We start from the raw sequence: 22,942 nt of genomic DNA on the forward strand, positions 1-22,942 counted from the left end.
CTCCGCTATCCCCATCTCCCTCTCAACGCTTTTTTACCTTGTAATTGGCATTGAGGTATTTTCGACATGAAAGGACAAGAAACTCGTGGTTTTCAGTCAGAAGTAAAACAGCTTCTGCACCTGATGATCCATTCTCTGTATTCCAATAAAGAAATCTTCCTGCGTGAGCTTATCTCTAACGCCTCTGATGCGGCAGACAAGCTGCGTTTTCGCGCGCTGTCTAACCCGGACCTGTATGAAGGTGACGGCGAACTGCGTGTGCGTGTCTCCTTCGATAAAGATAAGCGTACGTTGACCATTGCCGATAACGGCGTGGGGATGAACCGTGATGACGTTATCGATCATCTGGGGACCATTGCTAAATCCGGTACCAAGTCTTTCCTCGAATCCATGGGATCCGATCAGGCTAAAGACAGCCAACTGATCGGCCAGTTCGGGGTGGGCTTCTACTCTGCATTTATTGTTGCTGACAAAGTTACCGTGCGGACTCGTGCGGCGGGCGACAAACCGGAAAACGGCGTGTTCTGGGAATCTGCTGGCGAAGGCGAGTATACCGTTGCGGACATTACCAAAGACGATCGCGGTACGGAAATCACTCTGCATCTGCGTGAAGGTGAAGATGAATTCCTTGATGACTGGCGCGTGCGCTCCATCATCAGCAAATATTCCGACCATATCGCACTGCCGGTAGAGATTGAGAAACAGGAAGAGAAAGACGGTGAAACCGTCGTTTCCTGGGAGAAAATCAACAAGGCGCAGGCGCTGTGGACGCGTAACAAGTCGGAAATCAAAGATGACGAGTACAACGAATTCTACAAGCATATCGCGCACGATTTCACTGACCCGCTGACCTGGAGCCACAACCGTGTGGAAGGTAAGCAGGAGTACACCAGCCTGCTGTATATCCCGTCTCAGGCGCCGTGGGATATGTGGAACCGCGATCATAAACACGGTCTGAAGCTGTACGTCCAGCGTGTATTTATCATGGACGACGCTGAGCAGTTCATGCCGAACTACCTGCGTTTTGTGCGCGGTCTGATAGATTCCAACGATCTGCCGCTCAACGTTTCCCGTGAGATCCTGCAGGACAGCAGCGTCACCCGTAACCTGCGCAGTGCGCTGACCAAGCGTGTGCTGCAAATGCTGGAAAAACTGGCGAAAGACGATGCAGAAAAATACCAGACCTTCTGGAAACAGTTTGGCCTGGTACTGAAAGAAGGTCCGGCGGAAGATCACGCCAATCAGGAAACTATCGCTAAACTGATGCGCTTCGCGTCCACACATACCGATTCCTCTGCACAAACGGTGTCGCTGGAAGACTATGTGTCACGCATGAAAGAAGGGCAGGAGAAAATCTACTACATCACTGCAGACAGCTATGCGGCAGCGAAGAGCAGCCCGCACCTGGAACTGCTGCGTAAGAAAGGCATCGAAGTCCTGCTGCTTTCTGACCGCATTGATGAGTGGATGATGAACTACCTGACCGAGTTCGACGGTAAAGCGTTCCAGTCTGTGGCTAAAGCTGACGAGTCCATCGACAAGCTGGCGGACGAAGTTGACGAATCGGCAAAAGAGGCGGAAAAAGCGCTGACGCCGTTCGTTGAGCGCGTGAAAACTCTGCTGGGCGATCGTGTAAAAGAAGTGCGTCTGACGCACCGTCTGACCGACACTCCGGCGATTGTCACTACCGACGCGGACGAAATGAGCACTCAGATGGCGAAATTGTTTGCCGCTGCGGGCCAGGCCGTACCGGAAGTGAAATATATCTTTGAACTCAATCCGGATCATGTGCTGGTAAAACGCACGGCAGATACCCAGGACGAAGCACAGTTTAAAGAGTGGGTTGAACTGTTGCTGGATCAGGCGCTGTTCGCTGAGCGCGGCACGCTGGAAGATCCTAACCAGTTTATCCGTCGTATGAATCAGCTGCTGGTTTCCTGATAGCTGTTCTTTAGTGCCGGATGGCGATTATCCGGCACAATGCCGAGTATTTTTGTAAGCCGGATTAAGGTGCGAGCACCTTAATCCGGCTTTTTACCTTCTGAAACCGCTCTTTTCTTAATTTTCCCGCCATTAACCGTTTCAGCGGCAAGCACCTTTCTTGAGCCAATTGCGTGATGGTGGTATCGTTTAGCGCTTTTTAAAAATATCGACAACCTTTAAGGGGATTTTCGTAATGCGTATCATTCTGCTTGGCGCTCCGGGCGCGGGTAAAGGAACTCAGGCTCAGTTCATCATGGAGAAGTACGGTATTCCGCAGATCTCCACCGGTGACATGCTGCGTGCTGCCGTGAAATCTGGCTCCGAGCTGGGCAAACAAGCGAAAGACATCATGGATGCCGGTAAACTGGTAACTGATGAGCTGGTGATCGCGCTGGTAAAAGAGCGTATCGCTCAGGAAGACTGCCGCAATGGTTTCCTGCTGGACGGCTTCCCGCGCACTATTCCGCAGGCTGACGCCATGAAAGAAGCGGGTATTGTTGTTGATTACGTTCTGGAATTCGCCGTACCGGACGAACTGATCGTTGACCGTATCGTAGGTCGTCGCGTTCATGCGGCCTCTGGTCGTGTCTATCACATCAAATTCAACCCGCCTAAAGTTGAAGGTAAAGACGACGTGACCGGCGATGAGCTGACCACCCGTAAAGATGACCAGGAAGAGACTGTGCGTAAGCGTCTGGTTGAATATCATCAGATGACTGCTCCGCTGATTGGTTACTACCAGAAAGAAGCGGAAGCGGGTAATACTAAATATGCGAAAGTAGACGGTACTCAGGCTGTTGCCGCCGTTCGCGCTTCTCTTGAAAAAATCCTCGGTTAAGTTTTACTGCAGTCAGTGCCGGATGGCGGTGTGAACACCTTATCCGGCCTACCGTTTTCGTGTAGGCCCGATAAACGTAGCGCCATCAGGCATATTCTTATTTTACCTCTTACAGCAATTAGTTCTTCTTCCTCGCTTTTCCGCTACAATTATCAACAATTTGAATCGATAAGAGGCGGTAATGCGTCAGACGAAAACCGGTATCCTGCTGGCTAATCTTGGCACCCCCGATGCCCCAACCCCCGAAGCCGTTAAACGCTATCTGCGTCAGTTTTTAAGCGATAAACGCGTGGTCGATACTTCCCGCCTGTTATGGTGGCCATTGTTGCGCGGTGTGATCCTGCCGCTGCGCGCGCCGCGCGTGGCGAAGTTGTACCAGTCCATCTGGATGGAAGATGGCTCGCCGTTGATGGTATACAGCAGGGCGCAGCAGCAGGCCCTGGCTGCACAGTTGCCGGATACCCCCGTTGCCCTGGGTATGAGCTACGGTTCCCCCTCGCTGGAAAGTGCAGTAGATGAACTGCTGGCGAATGGGGTCGAGCACATCGTAGTTTTAACGCTTTACCCGCAATATTCCTGCTCTACGGTGGCGGCGGTGTGGGACGAACTGGCGCGAATTTTAGCGCGTAAGCGGGGCATTCCCGGTATCTCCTTTATTCGCGATTATGCCGATGACAGCGCCTATATTGATGCGCTGGCTAAAAGCGCCCGTGACTCGTTTGCACGACATGGCGAACCCGATTTGCTGCTGCTTTCATACCACGGTATTCCGCAACGTTACGCCGATGAAGGTGATGATTATCCGCAACGCTGTCGCGACACCACGCGTGAGCTGGTGTCGGCCCTCGGTATGGCACCGGAAAAAGTGATGATGACTTTCCAGTCCCGTTTTGGCCGGGAGCCGTGGCTGACGCCCTACACCGACGAAACGCTAAAAATGCTGGCGGAGAAAGGTACCGGTCATATCCAGGTTATGTGTCCGGGATTTGCGGCAGATTGTCTCGAAACGCTGGAGGAGATCGCGGTGCAAAACCGGGAAATATTCCTCGAGGCAGGTGGTAAGAAATATGAGTATATTCCGGCGTTGAATGCCGCACCGGAACATATCGAGATGATGCTGAAACTGACTGAAGCGTACCGCTAAAGCTGCGCCCTAAAGAAATGCGCGCCATCCTGCAGGGCATCGTCGGCGGTTTTCATCATCCGCGAATAGTGCAGGAAGGCGTGCAGCATGCCGGGGTACATTTTGTACTGACAAGGCTGCTGGTGCGCCTGTAGCGTCTGATAGAGTAACCGACTGTCGTCGATCAGCGGGTCGAACTCCGCACCTGCGATAAAACATGGCGGCACGTCGCGCGTCAGGTCATTGTTAAACAGGCAATAATAGGGTGATTCACGATCTTCAGTGCTACGCAGATACGCGTTCTCGTACATCTCCAGATCCTGATGAGTTAAGCCATCCCACTCTCCCCCCATCAGCCGGCGGCTAAGTGAATCGCGTAAACCGTAAAGCCCGTACCACAGAAGCACGCCTGTCACCTTGCCACATTCTATCTGCTTATCACGCAACCATAGCGCACTGGCGAGCGCCAGCATTGCGCCGGCAGAATCACCAGCAAAACCGATGTTACTCACATTAAGTGAGTACTCACGGGCGTGAAGATGGAAGTACTGACACACGGCGACAATTTCTTCGATGGCCTGCGGGAAGCGAGCCTCCGGTGACAGCGAATAGTCGATACCAATCACGGTACACTGGGTGTAGTGCGCCAGCAGACGCATAATGCGATCGTGTGTGTCGAGATTGCCAAGTATAAAACCCCCGCCATGCAGGTAGTACAGCGTGGCCTTGCTATAGGACTGCGGCGAATAGATGCGTGTGGTAACGGGGCTTTGTGCGGTAGAAATGACACACTCTCTGGTACTCATTTGTGGGCCATCAGCATTCCAGAACTGCCGTTCATGGATATAATGCTGACGTTGGGCCACAAAATCATCGGCGGCGGGCCACGGCGGCAGATCATCACGATGAAAATTCACCACGGCTTTCATTTCGTCTGAAATTCTGTCAAGTACGGGGATCTTGTTATCTGGCTTCATAAAACGCTCCTTGTGAAGGGTGATTTATTGTAGAAACTGATGCCGGATAAACTGAGATCTCACCGTCTGATATTGAAACTTATGCCTCATCGCATGCGCAGTCAGGAATGTGCTACCATGCACCGCTTAGTTAACCACCCGTAAAATCGACCATGAAATTTCCCGGTAAACGTAAATCCAAACACTATTTTCCTGTCAACGCGCGCGATCCGTTGCTGCAACAAATTCAAACTGAAAACGAGACCAGCGCAGCCTGGGTGGTCGGTATTGATCAAACGCTGGTGGATATTGAAGCCAGAGTTGATGACGACTTTGTGAAACGTTATGGATTAAGCGCCGGGCATTCTCTGGTGATTGGTGATGATGTCGCAGAAGCGCTCTACCAGGAGCTGGTACGTGAAAATTTGATCACCCATCAGTTTGCAGGTGGAACCATCGGCAACACTATGCACAACTACTCGGTGCTGGCGGATGATCGCTCAGTACTGCTGGGCGTCATGTGCAGCAATATCGAAATTGGCAGCTACGCGTATCGCTATTTATGCAATACCTCCAGCCGCACAGATTTGAACTACCTCCAGGGTGTTGATGGCCCTATCGGTCGCTGCTTCACTCTGATTGGCGAATCCGGTGAGCGTACCTTTGCAATAAGCCCCGGGCATATGAATAAGCTGCGTGCGGATAGCATTCCTGAATCAGTGATTGCCGGTGCTTCTGCGCTGGTGCTGACATCGTATCTGGTGCGCTGTGAGCCGGGTGAGCCGATGCCGGAAGCAACCATGAAGGCGATTGAGTTTGCTAAAAAGCACAATGTTCCGGTGGTACTGACCCTGGGAACGAAATTCGTTATTGCTGATAACCCGCAATGGTGGCAGGAATTCCTGAAAGAGAATGTCTCAATTCTGGCTATGAATGAAGAAGAGGCTGAGGCGCTGACCGGTGAAAATGATCCGCTACTGGCTTCTGACAAGGCGCTGGACTGGGTGGATCTGGTGCTCTGTACTGCGGGACCCGTGGGGCTGTATATGGCCGGCTTCACGGAAGATGAGGTCAAACGCAAAACTCAGCATCCGCTGCTGCCGGGGGCCATTGCCGAATTCAATCAGTACGAGTTCAGCCGCGCGATGCGCTATAAAGATTGTACGAATCCGCTGCGCGTTTATTCGCACATTGCGCCGTACATGGGCGGGCCGGAAAAAATCATGAACACCAACGGGGCTGGTGATGGTGCACTGGCGGCATTGCTGCATGATATTACCGCCAACAGCTACCACCGCAGCAATGTACCGAACTCGAGTAAACACAAATACACCTGGCTGACTTATTCATCGTTAGCTCAGGTATGTAAATATGCTAATCGCGTGAGTTATCAGGTGCTGAATCAGCATTCTCCGCGCCTGACGCGGGGTCTGCCTGAACGTGAAGACAGCCTCGAAGAGTCTTACTGGGATCGTTAAGCGAAGGGCCCGGTAGCGTTGAGTTTACCGGGCCTGCGTGTTTAACTGACTGACATCCGGAGCATTAACCCGTGACCATTTCACCGGCAGGCGGCGTTTCGATCAGTTCCAGCATCGTACGTGCAATTTCACGCTCGCCCATCACTACCTGATTGGCTCCGCGCTCGGTGATGTACTCTACTTCATCGTCATAATGTGCGCGGGCGATAATCTCAATCGTCGGGCATTTCTCACGCGATGAAGCGACAATTTCACCCGCTTCATAACCATTCGGGATCGTCAGCAACAGCCAGCGAGCACAATCCAGGTGCGCCAGATTCATAATCTCTTCGTTAGCAGCATTTCCGAGAACGGCGCGGATCCCTCGTGCTCGAAGTTCATCCACGCGGGTACGAGAGGTTTCGATAACTACCAGAGGAATACCCGCTGCCATCAATTTGTCACCCAACAGACTGCCGACGCGGCCATAACCAACCAGCAGGGCATGATTACAGATATCGACCGGGATTTGTTTCTCTTCTTCGATAGCTTCTTCGAGTGTCTGCTCTTCCAGCGTTTCGGTTTTTGCGAGGTATTTTTCCAGCACGGCGAACAGTACCGGGTTGAGCATAATGGAGAGGATCGCCCCGGCCAACACCAGGTTTTGTCCGGCCTGCGGCAACAGGTTAAGCGCCATTCCCAGCCCTGCCAGGATAAAGGCGAATTCACCAATTTGCGCCAGGCTGGTGGCAATGGTTAATGCCGTGCGCTGTGAGTGACCAAACAGGCGTACCAGGAAGTATGCGGCAACCGATTTACCAAATATGATAATGGCCAGGGTACCCAGTACCGCCAGCGGCTGTTGGATCAGAACTAATGGGTCAAACAGCATCCCGACGGAAACAAAGAACAGCACAGCAAATGCATCGCGCAGCGGCAGGGTGTCGTGCGCCGCACGGTGGCTCAATTCAGATTCGTTCAATACCATCCCGGCGAAGAACGCACCAAGCGCAAAGGAGACATCAAACAGCTCCACGGCACCAAAAGCGATACCCAGGGCGAGAGCCAGTACTGATAAGGTGAACAGCTCACGTGAGCCTGTTGCGGCACTGCGGGCCATAATCCACGGCACCAGGCGACGGCCAACCAGCATCATAATCGCGATAAACGCCACTACTTTGCCGATGGTGATGCCCATATCTACGGCCAGCGAAGCAAAGCCGACATTGTCTTTTTCCAGCATTCCGGCGACGGCTGGCAGGAGAACCAGCGTCAGAACCATCATCAGATCTTCTACAATAAGCCAGCCGATGGCGATTTGCCCGCGCTGGCTGTCAATCAGTTGTCGTTCTTCAAGAGCACGCAGTAGCACCACGGTACTGGCGGTTGAAAGACACAGTCCAAAGACGATACCGACCATCAGCGACCAGCCCAGCACAGCTGAAAGCGCCATACCCAGCAGCGTCGCCACGGCTATCTGGGCGATCGCGCCGGGAATGGCGATGGACTTTACCGCCATCAAATCCTTCAAAGAAAAGTGCAGCCCGACGCCAAACATCAGCAAAATAACGCCAAGTTCCGCCAGCTCCGGCGCAAGCTTGGTATCAGCAACAAAACCAGGTGTAAATGGACCGGCCAGAACGCCCGCTAACAGATATCCCACCAGAGGAGAAATACGCAGTTTATTGGCAAGCATGCCGAATATAAAAGCGAGCACAAGGCCGCCAACAATGGTGGTGATAAGCGGGGTGGCGTGATGCATTCCGTCTCCTTTGATTGCTGTGTTGATCCTGAAAAAAACTAACTCCGGGTAATAGTTTATGACAATTTTGATGATTATGTTTATGAATAATTATTGAATTTTGATGAAAACAGGATTTTAGACATAAAAAAGCACGGATCGGAAAAGCTGAGGGGTATATTCGGGGTAAAGGCTGATGGTCTCTGTAAGTGTGAGCGGCCAAAAAGTACTTTTGGCCGCAGGAAAATCAAGCTTTATGTCGGTTATCAGGTAAGAATATGGTCAGTATCCCAAGAAGTGGAAGGAAAGCACATATTTTATAGACCAAATCGATACTGGTATGGTCGGCAACCAGCCCCAACACCGCAGCGCCGAGGCCCCCCATGCCAAAGGCAAATCCGAAGAATAGCCCAGAAACCATGCCGATACGCCCTGGAAGTAGCTCCTGCGCATAGACCAGAATGGCCGAAAAGGCCGATGCGAGGATAAAACCAATAATCACGGTTAAAATCCCGGTCCAGTGGAGCGTTGCATAGGGTAAAACGAGGGTAAATGGCGCTACACCAAGGATAGAGCCCCAAATAACATATTTTCTGCCAATCTTATCGCCTAATGGTCCACCAATAACCGTTCCGGCCGCAACGGCAAACAGGAAAGCAAACAGGTGAAACTGGGCATTTTGTACCGATAATCCGAATTTTTGCATCAGATAAAAGGTGTAATAGCTGCTGATGCTCGCCATATAGAAGTATTTGGAGAAAATCAGCACCAACAGAATGCCAACGGCCAACACCACCTTATTACGTGGTAGTGGATTCACAATAGCGACTTTCGGCTTACCTTTACTCATTCGATGCTGTGCTGCATACCAGCGGCTGATTTGCGCCAGTACCACAATCGCTAATAATGCCGCCAGAACAAACCACGCCACATTACCTTTTCCATATGGCGCGATGATGACAGCCGCCAGTAAGGGCCCCAGAGAGCTCCCGAAGTTGCCCCCGACCTGGAAGATCGACTGAGCAAGTCCATGGCGACCACCGGAGGCCATACGCGCCACACGGGACGATTCTGGGTGAAATACCGATGAACCGGTACCGACCAGCGCTGCGGCAAGCAACACCATGTGGAAACTGCCCGCCATGGCCAGTAAGACGAGCCCGCTGAGTGTGAAGCACATTCCAATGGGGAGCGACCACGGCATCGGGTATTTATCCGTCCAGTAGCCGACAACAGGCTGAAGCAGAGAGGAGGCCAGCTGGAAGGTCAGAGTAATCATCCCGATCTGCATAAACGTCAGCGAGAACTCTGACTGCAACAGCGGGTAAATCGCCAGGATCAGCGACTGAATCATATCGTTAAGCAGGTGGGAGAGGCTGATGGCACCTAAAATGCCAAATGAGGTGCGTGCTTTTTGCGACGGCGCAGCGGAGCCGGGGATCGGTTGAGCGGTTTGATTCGTTGCCATAGGTTCACTTCAATGATTATTAGAGGGTGCAGATGAAATTATTATCCGACTAACATACCTGCGGTTGGTGTTTGAAGGAAGTCTCATTTCTGAAAACATTTTCGGCTATTATTTCATATCATTGTAATTTCAGCGGTTGATATTGAGTCAGGGAGAGAAACATGAAATTTTTGCAACGGGGCGTGGCGCTGGCGTTATTGGCCGCATTTGCGGTGGCAGGTCAGCCTGCTCAGGCTTACGAAAAAGATAAAACCTACAAAATTACTATTCTGCATACCAACGATCACCACGGCCATTTCTGGCGCAGCGAATATGGTGAATACGGACTTTCAGCGCAAAAAACGCTGGTGGATGGCATTCGTAATGAGGTTGCTGCAGAAGGCGGTAGCGTATTGCTGTTATCCGGCGGCGATATAAATACCGGCGTACCGGAGTCTGATCTCCAGGATGCGGAGCCTGATTTTCGTGGTATGAACCTGATTGGTTATGACGCAATGGCGGTGGGAAACCACGAATTTGATAATCCATTGACCGTATTGCGACAGCAGGAAAAATGGTCAAAATTCCCGTTTCTTTCTGCCAATATTTACCAGAAAAGTACCGGTGAGCGTTTATTCAAGCCGTGGGCCATCTTTAAGCGTCAGGATTTAAAAATTGCCGTTATTGGTCTGACTACTGACGATACGGCGAAAATTGGTAACCCGGAATTTTTCACCGATATTGAGTTTCGTAAGCCTGCGGACGAAGCCAAACTGGTGATCCAGGAACTCAATATGGGTGAAAAGCCAGATGTCATTATTGCTACCACACATATGGGGCATTATGACAACGGCAACCATGGTTCAAACGCTCCAGGTGATGTGGAAATGGCGCGCAGCCTGCCTGCGGGAGCGTTGGCGATGATTGTGGGTGGTCACTCACAGGATCCAGTGTGTATGGCGTCGGAGAATAAAAAGCAGGTTGATTACGTGCCGGGAACACCATGTGCGCCAGACAAGCAAAATGGTATCTGGATTGTACAGGCGCATGAGTGGGGGAAATATGTTGGTCGTGCAGACTTTGAATTCCGTAACGGCGAAATGAAAATGGTGAACTACCAACTTATTCCGGTAAACCTGAAGAAAAAAGTCACCTGGGATAACGGTAAAAGTGAGCGCGTACTTTACACCCCGGAAATCGTTGAAAATCAGCAGATGCTCTCTCTGCTGACGCCTTTCCAGAATAAAGGCAAAGCGCAACTGGAAGTTAAAATTGGTAGCGTAAATGCGCGTCTCGAAGGTGACCGTAGCAAAGTGCGGTTTGTGCAGACCAATATGGGGCGTTTGCTTCTGGCCGCACAAATGGCGCGTACCAGCGCTGATTTTGGTGTGATGAGCGGGGGGGGAATTCGTGACTCCATTGAAGGCGGTGATATTACTTATAAGAGCGTGCTGAAGGTACAACCGTTTGGCAACATAGTGGTGTATGCCGATATGAGCGGTAAAGAGGCCATTGACTATCTGACCGCGGTAGCGCAAATGAAGCCTGACTCCGGTGCTTATCCTCAGTTTGCTAACGTCAGCTTTGTGGCGAAAGACGGCAAGCTGAATGATTTGCAGATCAAGGGCGAACCTGTTGATCCGGCAAAAACCTATCGCATGGCAACGCTAAGCTTCAACGCCACGGGGGGAGATGGGTATCCGCGAATTGATAACAAACCGGGATACGTGAATACCGGGTTTATCGATGCGGAAGTGCTGAAAGAGTTCGTACAGAAGAATTCACCGCTGGATGCCAGCGCGTATGAACCGAAAGGTGAAGTGAGCTGGCAGTAACAGGGCTATTTTGTTCGCCATTTTGAACCCGGGCACTGCTCGGACAGAATGTGCAGAGTTGCGCCCTGTATCAGTAGCAGGCCCGGTAAACGTTGCGTTACCGGGCAAAAGAGAGTTAGTCACGACGTGCGATATCAGCGAATTTAGCATCCAGAATTTTTGCCAGATCGCTTGCGGCCAGTTCGATGTCCAGCCCGCGTTTACCACCGGAGACATAAATGGAGTCAAAGGTTTGGGCTGGTGCATCGATCACCGTAGGCAGGCGTTTTTTCTGTCCCAGCGGACTAATGCCGCCAACCAGATAGCCGGTAACGCGCTGTGCGACCATGGGGTCGGCCATATCGACTTTTTTAGCCCCTAACGCTTTCGCGACTTTTTTCAGATCCAATTGTCCGGCGACCGGCGTGACGGCGACCGCCAGCTGTTTCATATCGCCATTCATAGCAACCAGCAATGTCTTGTAGACCTGATCTGCATTCAGACCTAATTTACGTACCACTTCGTCGCCAAAGTTTGTCTCCGACGGATCGTGATCGTAGGCGTGGATCTGAAAAGAAATCTTGTTTTTTTCGAGTAATTTAACGGCGGGTGTCATAGCAATTATTCCTGACTAACACTAAATACGCTTTAAGCATACGCCTGATGACGGTGTAAAAAATAGTACCATCTTGCGCAATAGTATTGGCAGGATGCTGACTTTGAGCGACAATCAACCTGGATCGATGCATTAAGCATCGGCATAATAATAACGATGAAATTCCTCTTTGACGGGCCAATAGAAATATTGGCCATTTTTTTATCGCAACATCTCCGGCAAATTTCCTTCTCCATATAGATGAAGCGCGCCCACAGCCACCACATAGCGGCCAGCTGGCATTGCACAGAGTCGATCCCGCCAGGCTTCATTTCGCTGGTGCATCAGTACGTCATACAACGACTGGCTGAAGGTATTGGGTAGCTTAAGATCGCTATTCTCCGGTGGCGTTTTTAGCCACCACCCCATCATCTGTTGCAGCAGTCTGGCGTTGGTATGCCAGTGTGTCAGGGTGTCGTCCAGTAAAGCCAGACCATTATCCGGTAACTGACACAACAGATCGATTTGGCTGGATGCGCCTTCCAGCTCAACGATTGGCCTCTGCTCCCGTTTTGCCGCCTTTAGCAACTGGTAATCAATTCCGTATTCTGCTCGTAGCCCCAACTGTTGCGCTTGTGTTGCCTGTAGCACCATAGCGATTTGCCATAACGGTTGAGTCGAAAAGAGGGAAGGGGAAATACCCAGTTCATCGGTAATTTTATGCAGTTGCTGACGTTGATCTTCACTTATCCGCTCGTCAAGCGGCGCAAAGGAGGGGAGATCGCTAAAAGGGGAATCGTTGCCGGAAACGTCGGCTTCAACGATCAAGGCATCTGCTTGCCGAAGTTTTTTGAGCAGTTTTGCCGGGAGTGGGGCCATATCGCGGGTGCCCATATGGATACTACCCACGAGATGAAAATGGCGATTGCCGGGCAAAGAGATGTCAATGGCAGGCCAGGTATAATGGTTGCCGCGTAGTGCAGACCATAATGCTTTTACCCGGTATAACAGATCCATACGACCTCCCGTTGAAAAATCTCATGCTAGCGCGTGGTCATGGAAGGTGCAATGAGTGAAATGCCGGATACGTGTTGCTAATGGTATCCGGCAAGGCGATTACTCTTTGGGTTTAAAGCGCAGTAATCGGTTAGCGTTGCTCACTACGGTAATCGAAGAGAGCGCCATCGCAGCACCGGCAACCACAGGATTAAGCAAGGTTCCGGTGAAGGGCCACAAGATCCCGGCGGCAACGGGGATGCCGATGCTGTTGTAGATAAATGCGCCGAGCAGATTTTGTTTCATGTTACGCAGCGTCGCCCGCGAGATTGACAGCGCATCCGCAACGCCCATCAGACTATGGCGCATTAGCGTAATTGCTGCGGTTTCAATGGCGACATCGCTACCGCCACCCATCGCAATCCCCACATCGGCCTGGGCCAGTGCGGGTGCATCGTTAATACCATCACCAACCATGGCAACCTGACGCCCCTGGCTTTGCAGGCGTTTAATCGCATCGGCTTTGCCGTCAGGCAGGACGCCCGCAATCACTTCATCAATACCCGCTTCTTTAGCAATGGCGTTGGCGGTGGTCGGGTTATCCCCTGTGAGCATCACCAGACGATACCCAGCGCGGTGCAGACGCTGAAGTGCCGCCACGCTGTCACTGCGCAGTGGGTCACGTACTGCCAGCAGAGCTGCCGCTTTCCCGTCAATGGCCAACAGCACAGGGGTTGAACCCTGAGAGGCCTGTGCTGTGATTTCGGCGTCCATTGCTGTGGTGACAACCTGTTGTTCATTGAGCAGGGCCTGGTTCCCCAGAAGTAGTGAATGACCTTCCGCTTCGCCGCTGACCCCTAATCCGCGCAGCGTTCTGAAGCCATTCACCTGTGGCAGCACGGCATCACCGGCTTTGTCCAGAATTGCGCGGGCCAGCGGGTGGCTGGAACCTTGTTCAAGGGCCGCTGCCAGACGTATCACCTGAGCTTCATCGATATCACCGAACGTTTTGATGGCAACAACCTGCGGTTTACCTTCGGTCAGCGTCCCGGTCTTATCAAACACGACGGTATCAAGTGTGCTGGCACGTTGTAGTGCATCGGCATCACGTACCAGGACGCCAAACTCTGCGGCACGACCGACCCCCGAAATAATTGACATCGGCGTTGCCAGGCCCAGCGCGCAAGGGCAGGCGATAATCAGTACGGTGGTGGCAATGACCAGCGTATATACAATCTGCGGCGCCGGACCGAAGAAGTACCATATAGCGGCACTTACCAGTGCGATGACCACCACAACCGGCACAAATACGGAGGAGATTCTGTCGGCAAGTTTGCCAATTTCTGGCTTACTGCTTTGTGCCTGACGCACCATGCGAATAATGCGTGACAGCGTGGTGTGGCTGCCAACGGCACTGGCACGGAACAGTACACTGCCATCCTGAACCACGGTACCCGCGTGGACACTGTCGCCTTCTCCTTTTTGTTGCGGGATCGGCTCACCGGTCAGCATGGCTTCATCCATCCAGGCTTCACCCTGGGTGATTTCGCCATCTACCGGAACACGGTCGCCAGTGGTCAGGCGCAATAGCATTCCTGTTTGAACATCTGCCAGAGGGATACTTTTTTCACCTTCCTCAGTGACCACGCGTGCTGTTGGTGGGGTGAGGTCGAGCAGTTTTTCCAGTGCTTTAGAGGAGCGCTGACGAGCGCGCGCTTCCAGCATATGTCCGAGGTTAATCAGACCAATAATCATCGCACTGGCTTCATAATAGAGGTGTCGCGCTTCCATCGGGAACCATTGTGGCCAGAGGTTAACGCTCATGGAATAGAGCCATGCCACACCTGTACCCAGCGCCACCAGCGTATCCATTGTCGCGGTGCCGTTCATCAGGCTTTTCCACGCGCTGCGGTAAAAATGGCCGCCTGCAAATACCATTACGGCGAGCGTGGCGAGGCCAATTACCAACCACAGGCTGCGGTTGTCGGCGGTGACCATCATGTTATCGCCAATCATTCCCCATACCATGACAGGTATGCCCAGCAGTAGTGCGACCGCAGCCTGCCAGCGAAAGCGTTTCATAGTGGCAACGGCTGTTTCCTGCTGGCGCTCACGACGTTTAACATCATCTTCAATGGCTTCTGCGCCGTAGCCCGCTTTTTCCACGGCCTGAACTAATTGTTCGGCGGACGCACTGCCCATGACCAGCGCAGTACGTTCCGCCAGGTTCACCCGTGCCTGCGTGACGCCCGGTACGTTTTGCAACGCATTTTGTACACGAGAGACACAGCTGGCGCAGCTCATGCCGCTTAACAGCAACTGTTGGCTGTCATCTTCAGCCGTAGCTGCCGGAAGCTCAGGAGGGACCGCTGCCAGCGCTTCCGACGGGATTGATGACTCCGCCAGCGGTTTAGCCTTTGGGTGGCTTAACTCTGCGCCATAACCGGCTTGCTTGATGGTTTCAATCAGTGCTTCAGCGCTGGCGCTACCAGTGACGTGCGCTTCAGTCACGGTGACATCCGCTTGCTCAACGTCCGGACGTTGTTCCAGGCTTTCTTTTACGCGTTTAACGCAATGACCACAGGACAAACCGTCCAGGGTCAGGTCGATCGTTTGAGACATAACAAACTCCTTTCTTACGGGATTAACTGACTGTGATAAAGGTTAAACCTTCCGGCAAGGGGAAGGTCAAGCGTTTAAATTGCTGATTGAAAGGGATTTTTAAAATCAGCGTCCACATAGCGTCCACACTTCGAAAAAAGTGTCCACATTACAAAGACAAAGCCCCGCGTATGAGCGGGGCTTTTTTTGTACATATTGAGTGGATGGAAAGATCAAACCTTAAACCACCAGTTTATAAAATCTCGGTTTCACTTCATTTCTTCCAGTACATTGTGTAACAGGGATATGACTTCATTAAGTTCGGTATAATCCTCTGGTGTGCCAAAGTAAGAGTAATGATCTCCAGATACAAAATCCCAGTGCATTTTATCTGTCTTCATTGCTGTTGAAACTTTCAAATGTTTATATTTCTCAAGGAATTCAAATCTTGTCGCCTCTGACATAAGTAAGCAGAGTTGAAAGGCTTTCTGATCACAGCTCGCATAATTTTTTATCGCCATTTCTGTAATGATATTGGGATCGAATTGCTTACTATCTCTGTTGTTACTAACCGTACATTCTCTAAATTTATCCAAAAATTCATATGATTGTGATAAAAACTTGTCCCTACGCCACTCGTAAAGCGCCTTTATACGGTTGTTTTGTGCAATCTTCCAGTTGACCCAAGCTGTTGCTGCCACCCCAATTAGAGAGCCAGCAGCAGCAATCAAGCCAATGTGTAAACTTGTTAATTCCATTTCAATCCCCACTAATCAAACCCTTTGATCATTTTCTATATCACTATCGCTGCGTTTTGCAAAACCTGAAAACATAGCGACAAGCAGCATGACAAAGAAACAGCGTAATAATAAAAAATTCAGGTCCATGACCGGCAACAAGGTTGAATCCTTCACGCCAGGGCGCGGAAGCGTGATCACATTTGGCGAACCCGAACCCATCCTGACGACCGGCACGGATTATCACAATATCTGGTATGACAATGAGTATGACCACTGGCGACTTCCGATTGATCGCCTGGCGCTGGCCCAGTTGCCGAACCTTAACGGCCAGCACGGCGGGGTGCTGTATGCACGGCGCAATATGGTGGCCGGTGGCTACATCGGCGGCGGCCTGACGCCTGACCAGGTCGAACAGGCTGTCTTTGATTACCTGATCTTTGGTGACGTCGCTATCCTGAAAATTCGTAACGTATTCGGGGAAGTGATCGACCTGCTGCCGTTGCCGTCGCTGTATCTGCGCTGCCGGAAAGACGGGGCGTTTGCTGTTTTGCAGGAAGGGCCAGCGCTTATCTATGACCCGGAAGACATCGTCTTCTTTAAAATGTACGACCCGCGCCAGCAGGTGTATGGCCTGCCTGACTATATCGGCGGCATCCATTCAGTGTTACTCAACAGTGAGGCAACCATCTTCCGGCGCCGTTACTACAATAACGGGGCGCACATGGGCTTTATTCTCTATACCAGCGATCCCAATCTCACGCTGGAAATGGAAAACGAAATCAAAGAGAAGATCGCCCAGTCCAAAGGGCTGGGTAACTTCCGCAATATGTTTATCAACATCCCGAAGGGCGACCCGGAAGGGGTTAAAATCATGCCAGTGGGCGAAGTCAGCGCAAAGGATGAATTCGCCAACATCAAAGGGATCACCGCGCAGGATATCTTTACCGCCCACCGTTTCCCCGCTGGCTTGGCGGGTATCATCCCGACTAACGGCTCTGTAATGGGCAACCCTGAAACTGCCCGCACAACCTATCGCAAGGATGAAGTTATCCCCTTGCAGCGCAAGCTAATGAACGGCATCAACAATGACCCGGAGATCCCCGCACACTTGCACCTGGTTTTTGACGTGGATATCCCGGCAATTACCACCGAAAAGGGCGAAAAATGAGCGCAGTTAAGTTAAAATCATCCCCATTGTTAGCAATGGCGTGCGGGATGGTGAACATGCGAGTTTTTAAAATTAAATGTCCTGAATGCGGCTCACCGGACATCATTCGTAAATCTGACTGGAAAGACAAAAAACTGGCTGATTTATACTGCGCCTGCACAGAAGTTGAATGCGGCTACACCTTTGTTTTTAACGCTCAGTTTTCACATACCCTCAGCCCCAGCGGGCTGACCGGCAACAAGTTGGTTAAATTTCTGATTGACCGGCTCAAGCCGGAAGAACGTCAATTCGCGCTGGACCTGCTCAACGGCCAGACGGCATAAAAAAAGCCCGCGCAAAGCGGGCTTTTTTCAATGTTGGGGATATTCAATCATCATGAGGGTATGATTTAGAAAGTTCCACATAGTTATCAGCAATCCAGGTGCGGATTTTCTTGGTGCTTTGTATGTCGGAAGGTAAGTGCTCATGAATCATCCATTCACAAATCCTCCTGACCTTCTGATTCAACTTAGAATTATTTTTCCCTGTCAGTGCATTTAAGAAATGAAGGACCTCATATTTTTCATTCCTATTCAATCGCTTACTATCTGACATAATAACTTTTGGGTCGTCAGAAACGTCAGTTGCAGTATCGACATACTCATCTTTGTAAAGGAGGTCGTTAACAGTCAAATCGTCTGTTGTATATCTCCTCATTCTCATTACGGACCAACTTTTCGTTGTCAATAGACCTTGACGATTGTCAGTGATTTCAGCGAATAAATGACGTCCTTTCTTACCATTAAACTGAATAAAGGATTTGCTTAGCTCACTCGCACTAGCTTTTGAAATCACATAAAAGCAATGTGGCAAATCATATCGCCATGTAGTGACCTTTTCTTCCTGGTCGAGCCATTTTTTTACATCTTCGCGCGAACCAGCTGTATCGGAGTAGTTAAAAATGTAGAGCTTATTCACTCTGACTCCTTATTGATAACAATTTCTTCTTCAGGTTTTGGATGAGATTCAAGTCTGATCAAATCAGGATTTGATATCACCTCTAAACTACGCGCGTCTATAGGTCCAATAGAACCCTTTTCCTCTATCAACTCAATGACTTGCTTCTTTAATTGATACCCTTCAGATTGCAATCTATCAGGGCTTCTTAGAGCAAAATAGCCGTAAAAAATGATACTTGCGGTAGGTGGAACTATAGCTAGAAAATCGACCACCCAGGATTCTGCCCCTTTGGACCAAAAAATCACGCCCAATGAAGGGATTGATACCAATCCACATATCCACAATAGTGGATTCATAACGTTTTTAACGGTTACTTTTTCGACCGAACTTTGTGACTTTGCAGCCAACCGATCAAACATCTTAACCTCGTCTAATTGAGGGCATAAAAATCAACTTTGGGCTTAGAAGTCTGACGTTTAACGATTAAGCTTGCAATAAAAACTGATTGCTATCCTTGAAGAACATCTATCTACCTTCTAATAAGGTCTGACGCAATTTTAATTGATATTCAATAGGTTTCCTCTAAATCTGACTCTTTCACGCGGGCTCTTTGCCGCCCGCACCCGCAGAATCACGCCAACCGACGCAACTCGTTGCGACGGCCAGCGCGATTGCATTCATTCTTTTGGGTGGCGACCTTCCGCATCCGCCAGCATTTTTTGATACTCCCCGACCGGATCAAACCGCAGCTGCGTGGCATCAATGCCGTGGTTATCCCGCAGACGTTCCCATAATTTATTCACCATCCGTGACTCATCAGGTAATTGACGCGTTATCAACTGGCCGTCAGCACTGGCCTGATAAACTTTGCCGCCAATCTCCATACGACTCCCCATTAACAGCGAAACGGCCTGAATCTCTGAAATCTCAACCGAACACAACGCCGCATCAGCCAGCAGACTGGCAACCGCAGGGGCAAGCGCTGCCCGCCTGGCTTTTTCAGCCGCCGATCTGGCCTCGGTTTTTTCAACGGCAGAACGCCAGGCGACATCTAATTCGCTTCCTGGCTCATAAGGTGATCCGTTTTGCCGCCTTTTGAATGGTGTTTCACGTAGTCGCCGCATCAATTTGCGCCGCGTTGGCTGGTCCATATCTTCAAAATCGACGATTTCATCGTCTGAATCTTCTGTCTTTAACTCTCCGTCAGCTGGCACAGCCATTTCTGACAGTGAAAAATCGGTGATTTTTTCGTCTTCCGTAGAGTTATTGACAGAACTCCAAGCGTCGCCGGCTGGCGACGGCAAAAGGTCAAAACCCTGACCGGGGCCGTTTTTAGCCCCGGTGGTGATACTGGATTTAGCGCGGATTTTCCACTTAACCAGACGGGTGCAAATGCGCGAAACTTCCCCCAGACGCGGCGACCAGACGCCATAAACCTTTTCGGGGATCTCACAATAAGGGTTCATCTCATCGGCGGGCTGGTACGCTAGATGGACAACGTAGTCTTTACGTGGGATGAGAACACCACCCTGACGGATGATATAGGTTGCAAAACATCCCACATCCGCAGCGGCGCAAACTGCGTCCATGTCAGGATCTGCAAGTAACGGGGCACCGCGTTTGAAGGTGTTCGCTATTTTCTTCTGGGGCGTCACCTGATTGCTCAGTTTGCGCAATTCGCGGTAAACCGTGACCGGTGGCTGCCCGATGGGCTGAAACTGACGGATACGGTGAAGGGATGCCCACGCCATTGCATACTTAGCCGTTTCATTCAGCGGCTTGCCCGTTTCATCGTCAAGTTCACCGGCAAGGGCGTGACCATCAATATTCTTTGAAATGTATTTAGCAATGTACGCCGTTGCAGATCCCTTGCTGGGATCAATTTTTTTTGACTTGAAACGGGCACCTGTATTCCGGCCTAACTCGTCTCCGTCTTCTGCAATAAAGTAAGCACGCAGGATCGCAATAGTGGCTTTGACTTCCGCTTTTGGCATGAACAGCAACGCGTGCCAGTGTGGTGTTCCGTCATGATGTGGCTCCGCCACCCGGAACCCATACGGGCGCAATTCTTCGCGCTTTAGCTTGGCAGTCGCACGGCTCCAGACGCGGCATAAATACCGCTGCGCCTCGGCAATCGTCGTATGGTTCCATTTGCCGTTATTGTGCCCTGAGTGAATATTGCTGTGATATTTCGAAGGGCAGGTAATGGTCAGGAAGATGCCCACATCCCCGCACTGTTGTGCGACAAGCTCAACACCAGCCATACGCGCCATTAACTCATGACGGCGAATAGCCGGGTTAGATGTGGATTTGTTAATCATTTCCTCAAGTGACGAGACGTTGCCGTCTTCATCAACGAGCTCATGGCTTTTGAAGAAATCGCGGTTTTTGCGGCGCTGCTCCTGCCACTCAATCAGGCTCGACGCGCTGATATAGGGATGGGCTTTTTTATGCACGGCACCCGTCGCACGTAACTGGTTTTCGCGCCAGTCACAACGCAAGCGCCAGATTTTACGGCCCCACCAGTCCGGTGATGACATACGCAAAATGGCGGTGAAGATGCGTTCGCGTTCCCATTCACCGCGCCACGCAGGAGGCACTACACGCAAAGACAACGCCTCGCGGCCCAGGTGCCAATATAGCCAGTCGAGATCGTCATTGCTCATCGTCTCAACCTGCACCCCCAGCGCTGTGCATTCTGTTTCAAACATTTCCGCCATGCGGCTGGCTATCTCATTCGTGGCGCTCAGTGCTTACCGTTTGGTAAAATCTGCCAGTCGTTGCCAGCGCCCCCGCCAGTATGCGGCCAGTTCGCTGGCGACATCCGTCGCGACCCCTTGCCGGATACGGACAGCATCAAGACGCAGCAATGATTTTTTCACGGTCCCCATAAGAAAATCATTAATGTGTCTGGCTTCACGATTGGCGCGTAACCATTCAATTTTTTTGCGCCAGACTTCGCGAATGAAGAACGGCTCTGATACTAAACGGGCCTCGACGCCTTCCGGCGTATTCGCCCAGGCCATCGACGCAGCTTTGGCCGCCTCACTTTCCTTGCGGATAAAATTCTGATGGGTAGCCAGTGGAATGCCGCGCGGTTCGTATCGCTCCAGCGACAGGATCAGCGCGTCACGGTTGCGAACTTCACCAGGGTTATAACCGGCACGTTTGAAAAGCCGGTCGATATGTTTTTCAACGGCTGGATGATGCGCCACCGCCCCGGCAAGCGGGGCGATTTTTTTCGGCTCGTAGATGTACGGGCCAACGGCTGGGCGCGGTGCGTTCCAAGGCCATGCGAAATCAGTCATGGTAACCCTCAGAACGGTAAATCATCGCTGCAATAACCTGGATCAACAGCGAGCGAAACCAGACTGCCGCGCCGGAAACTTAGTGCTCCGGTGTAAGTGGAAAAGGCTACCGTGTCGCGAATACAAACACCGTCATAAAAAGCGTCGAACTCAACCAACCAGATGCTTCCCAGTTGCCAGCGGTCGTGGATGCGCTCAACAACCATAGTCGCGGTGATTTCACCGTCCGGGCTGGCGGGGTCAAATCCAATAAATTCCAGAACAGTAGCCATCAGAATGCTTCCTCATCAACAAATCGTTCGCGGGGTTCAAGCCCGAACGCGTGCGACCCCATGCACTCCAGCGCGTCCGGGCAATGACCACAGCCACCATCGACTGCGCGACCGTTGACGCTGCACACTTTGAGAACGCCGATCACCTCTCTGGCTTTATTGCGGTTGTTTTTGTCGGCACTGACAGAACGCTGCATGCTGATTTCATGCAGATTGAAAGGCTGGTAAATCTCGCGGGTTTCTGGTGTATCGCTGTTAGAAATAACAACTGGCGCACCCCATTCGTGGTTTGCTGCCAGCAAGGCGGCAACAAGCTGGTGATGTTCTTTCTTACCGAATGGGGTGATGTGGTATTGAGTGAAGTTCGCGGTTTCACTTTCAGGGAGGTAAGGCGGATCACAATAAATGACAGTGTCGGGACTGGTCATTACTTTGATGGTGCTCTTGAATGAGCTGCAAAGAAAAATCGCTTTTGTGTCGTTTGCTTTTTCAGAGAACAAGCGGATCTGTTCTTCCGGGAAGTAAGGCGGGGATTTGTGTTTACCAAACGGAACGTTATATCCGCCCTGGCGGTTATAGCGCACAACCCCGTTATAACCGTGGCGATTCAGGTAAAGAAATTGAGCAGCGCGAACAACCTTTCCAACGTCCGGCCCATTCTCAAACATATTGTGCGGGGCCATGCAATCACGGGCGCGGTCGTTGAAGTCATCACGGACCCATTTATAGCCGTCCTTGTCCCCATAAGCCTTAAACAGATAACGGGCATAATCGATCACCTCATCAGGCCAATGAGTGATCTGGCGATAAAGGTTGATTAAATCCGGGTTGATATCGCCCAGAACATAACGACGATATTCGGTATTCAGAAAAACAGAAGCACCGCCGACGAACGGTTCGATCAGGCAGTCTGCTTTAGGTAAGTGCTGGAGTAGATCGGGAATAACACGACCTTTATGGGGGA

General features: G+C 51.2%; 18 protein-coding genes and 1 pseudogene. 7 read left to right on the forward strand and 12 right to left on the reverse strand.

What is annotated here, in order from left to right; genetic code table 11:
- Positions 1–66 precede the first annotated feature (66 nt).
- The 3 genes from htpG to hemH all read left to right on the forward strand — a co-directional run bounded on the left by htpG (position 67) and on the right by hemH (position 3,965).
- A complete protein-coding gene (htpG, locus tag OGY01_RS12675; protein WP_045440650.1) occupies positions 67–1,941 on the forward strand; it encodes a molecular chaperone HtpG in 1,875 nt (624 codons plus the stop codon).
- Positions 1,942–2,176: 235 nt separating this feature from the next.
- On the forward strand, positions 2,177–2,821 hold the full coding sequence (gene adk, locus OGY01_RS12680) for an adenylate kinase (protein ID WP_045440652.1): 645 nt from the start codon (positions 2,177–2,179) through the stop codon (positions 2,819–2,821).
- A gap of 181 nt (positions 2,822–3,002) precedes the next feature.
- Positions 3,003–3,965 (forward strand): ferrochelatase, encoded by a 963-nt coding sequence (gene hemH, locus OGY01_RS12685; protein ID WP_045440655.1) that lies wholly within the window; start codon positions 3,003–3,005, stop codon positions 3,963–3,965.
- Here hemH and aes read toward each other — a convergent pair.
- The gene (gene aes, locus OGY01_RS12690; protein WP_200012215.1) at positions 3,962–4,921 is read right to left on the reverse strand and encodes an acetyl esterase; all 960 of its coding nucleotides are present in this window, start codon (positions 4,919–4,921) and stop codon (positions 3,962–3,964) included. The genes hemH and aes overlap by 4 nt on opposite strands.
- Before the next feature lie 152 nt (positions 4,922–5,073).
- On the opposite strand from aes, the gene OGY01_RS12695 reads away from it, so the two are divergent.
- Positions 5,074–6,378, forward strand: a complete 1,305-nt coding sequence (locus tag OGY01_RS12695; RefSeq protein ID WP_045440663.1) for an inosine/guanosine kinase — start codon at positions 5,074–5,076, stop codon at positions 6,376–6,378.
- Between the two features lie 64 nt (positions 6,379–6,442).
- Here OGY01_RS12695 and ybaL read toward each other — a convergent pair whose 3' ends face one another.
- Positions 6,443–8,119 (reverse strand): YbaL family putative K(+) efflux transporter, encoded by a 1,677-nt coding sequence (ybaL, locus tag OGY01_RS12700; protein WP_045440666.1) that lies wholly within the window; start codon positions 8,117–8,119, stop codon positions 6,443–6,445.
- 226 nt (positions 8,120–8,345) lie between these two features.
- Positions 8,346–9,566, reverse strand: a complete 1,221-nt coding sequence (locus OGY01_RS12705) for an MFS transporter (protein ID WP_045440668.1) — start codon at positions 9,564–9,566, stop codon at positions 8,346–8,348.
- A 161-nt stretch (positions 9,567–9,727) separates the two neighbouring features.
- On the opposite strand from OGY01_RS12705, the gene ushA reads away from it, so the two are divergent.
- Positions 9,728–11,380, forward strand: coding sequence for a bifunctional UDP-sugar hydrolase/5'-nucleotidase UshA (gene ushA / locus OGY01_RS12710; RefSeq protein ID WP_048221930.1), 1,653 nt, complete (start codon positions 9,728–9,730; stop codon positions 11,378–11,380).
- 115 nt (positions 11,381–11,495) lie between these two features.
- Here the strand turns inward: ushA and ybaK are convergent, their stop codons facing one another.
- The 4 genes from ybaK to OGY01_RS12730 form a co-directional block, all read right to left on the reverse strand.
- On the reverse strand, positions 11,496–11,975 hold the full coding sequence (gene ybaK, locus OGY01_RS12715; protein ID WP_045440673.1) for a Cys-tRNA(Pro)/Cys-tRNA(Cys) deacylase YbaK: 480 nt from the start codon (positions 11,973–11,975) through the stop codon (positions 11,496–11,498).
- A gap of 201 nt (positions 11,976–12,176) precedes the next feature.
- Positions 12,177–12,971: a TraB/GumN family protein gene (locus OGY01_RS12720; RefSeq protein WP_048221929.1), complete on the reverse strand. Its 795-nt coding sequence runs from the start codon at positions 12,969–12,971 to the stop codon at positions 12,177–12,179.
- A gap of 99 nt (positions 12,972–13,070) precedes the next feature.
- Positions 13,071–15,572, reverse strand: coding sequence for a copper-exporting P-type ATPase CopA (copA, locus tag OGY01_RS12725; RefSeq protein WP_286493183.1), 2,502 nt, complete (start codon positions 15,570–15,572; stop codon positions 13,071–13,073).
- Between the two features lie 248 nt (positions 15,573–15,820).
- Positions 15,821–16,309 carry a hypothetical protein gene (locus OGY01_RS12730; RefSeq protein WP_286493184.1) on the reverse strand — a complete coding sequence of 163 codons (489 nt, stop codon included), beginning with the start codon at positions 16,307–16,309 and terminating at the stop codon, positions 15,821–15,823.
- Positions 16,310–16,397: 88 nt separating this feature from the next.
- On the opposite strand from OGY01_RS12730, the gene OGY01_RS12735 reads away from it, so the two are divergent.
- Complete coding sequence (locus tag OGY01_RS12735) at positions 16,398–17,459, forward strand: phage portal protein (protein ID WP_286493185.1); 1,062 nt, start codon at positions 16,398–16,400, stop codon at positions 17,457–17,459.
- A 47-nt stretch (positions 17,460–17,506) separates the two neighbouring features.
- Positions 17,507–17,782: an Ogr/Delta-like zinc finger protein gene (locus OGY01_RS12740; protein WP_286493385.1), complete on the forward strand. Its 276-nt coding sequence runs from the start codon at positions 17,507–17,509 to the stop codon at positions 17,780–17,782.
- Between the two features lie 43 nt (positions 17,783–17,825).
- Here the strand turns inward: OGY01_RS12740 and OGY01_RS12745 are convergent, their stop codons facing one another.
- The 5 genes and pseudogenes from OGY01_RS12745 to OGY01_RS12765 all read right to left on the reverse strand — a co-directional run bounded on the left by OGY01_RS12745 (position 17,826) and on the right by OGY01_RS12765 (position 22,922).
- Positions 17,826–18,416 carry a hypothetical protein gene (locus OGY01_RS12745; protein WP_286493186.1) on the reverse strand — a complete coding sequence of 197 codons (591 nt, stop codon included), beginning with the start codon at positions 18,414–18,416 and terminating at the stop codon, positions 17,826–17,828.
- Entirely contained in the window at positions 18,413–18,817 is a 405-nt protein-coding gene (locus OGY01_RS12750) for a hypothetical protein (protein ID WP_023230948.1), read from the reverse strand. Before OGY01_RS12750 ends, OGY01_RS12745 begins: the two co-directional genes overlap by 4 nt.
- 258 nt (positions 18,818–19,075) lie before the next feature.
- A pseudogene (locus OGY01_RS12755) lies at positions 19,076–21,706 on the reverse strand (replication endonuclease).
- Between the two features lie 8 nt (positions 21,707–21,714).
- Positions 21,715–21,978, reverse strand: a complete 264-nt coding sequence (locus OGY01_RS12760; RefSeq protein WP_286493187.1) for a hypothetical protein — start codon at positions 21,976–21,978, stop codon at positions 21,715–21,717.
- Positions 21,978–22,922, reverse strand: coding sequence for a DNA adenine methylase (locus tag OGY01_RS12765; RefSeq protein WP_286493387.1), 945 nt, complete (start codon positions 22,920–22,922; stop codon positions 21,978–21,980). The genes OGY01_RS12760 and OGY01_RS12765 overlap by 1 nt, the downstream gene beginning before the upstream one ends.
- Positions 22,923–22,942: the final 20 nt, after the last annotated feature.

The organism is Citrobacter sp. Cm038 (genome assembly GCF_030333105.1).
In the GTDB taxonomy this organism is placed as follows: Bacteria; Pseudomonadota; Gammaproteobacteria; order Enterobacterales; family Enterobacteriaceae; genus Citrobacter; species Citrobacter murliniae.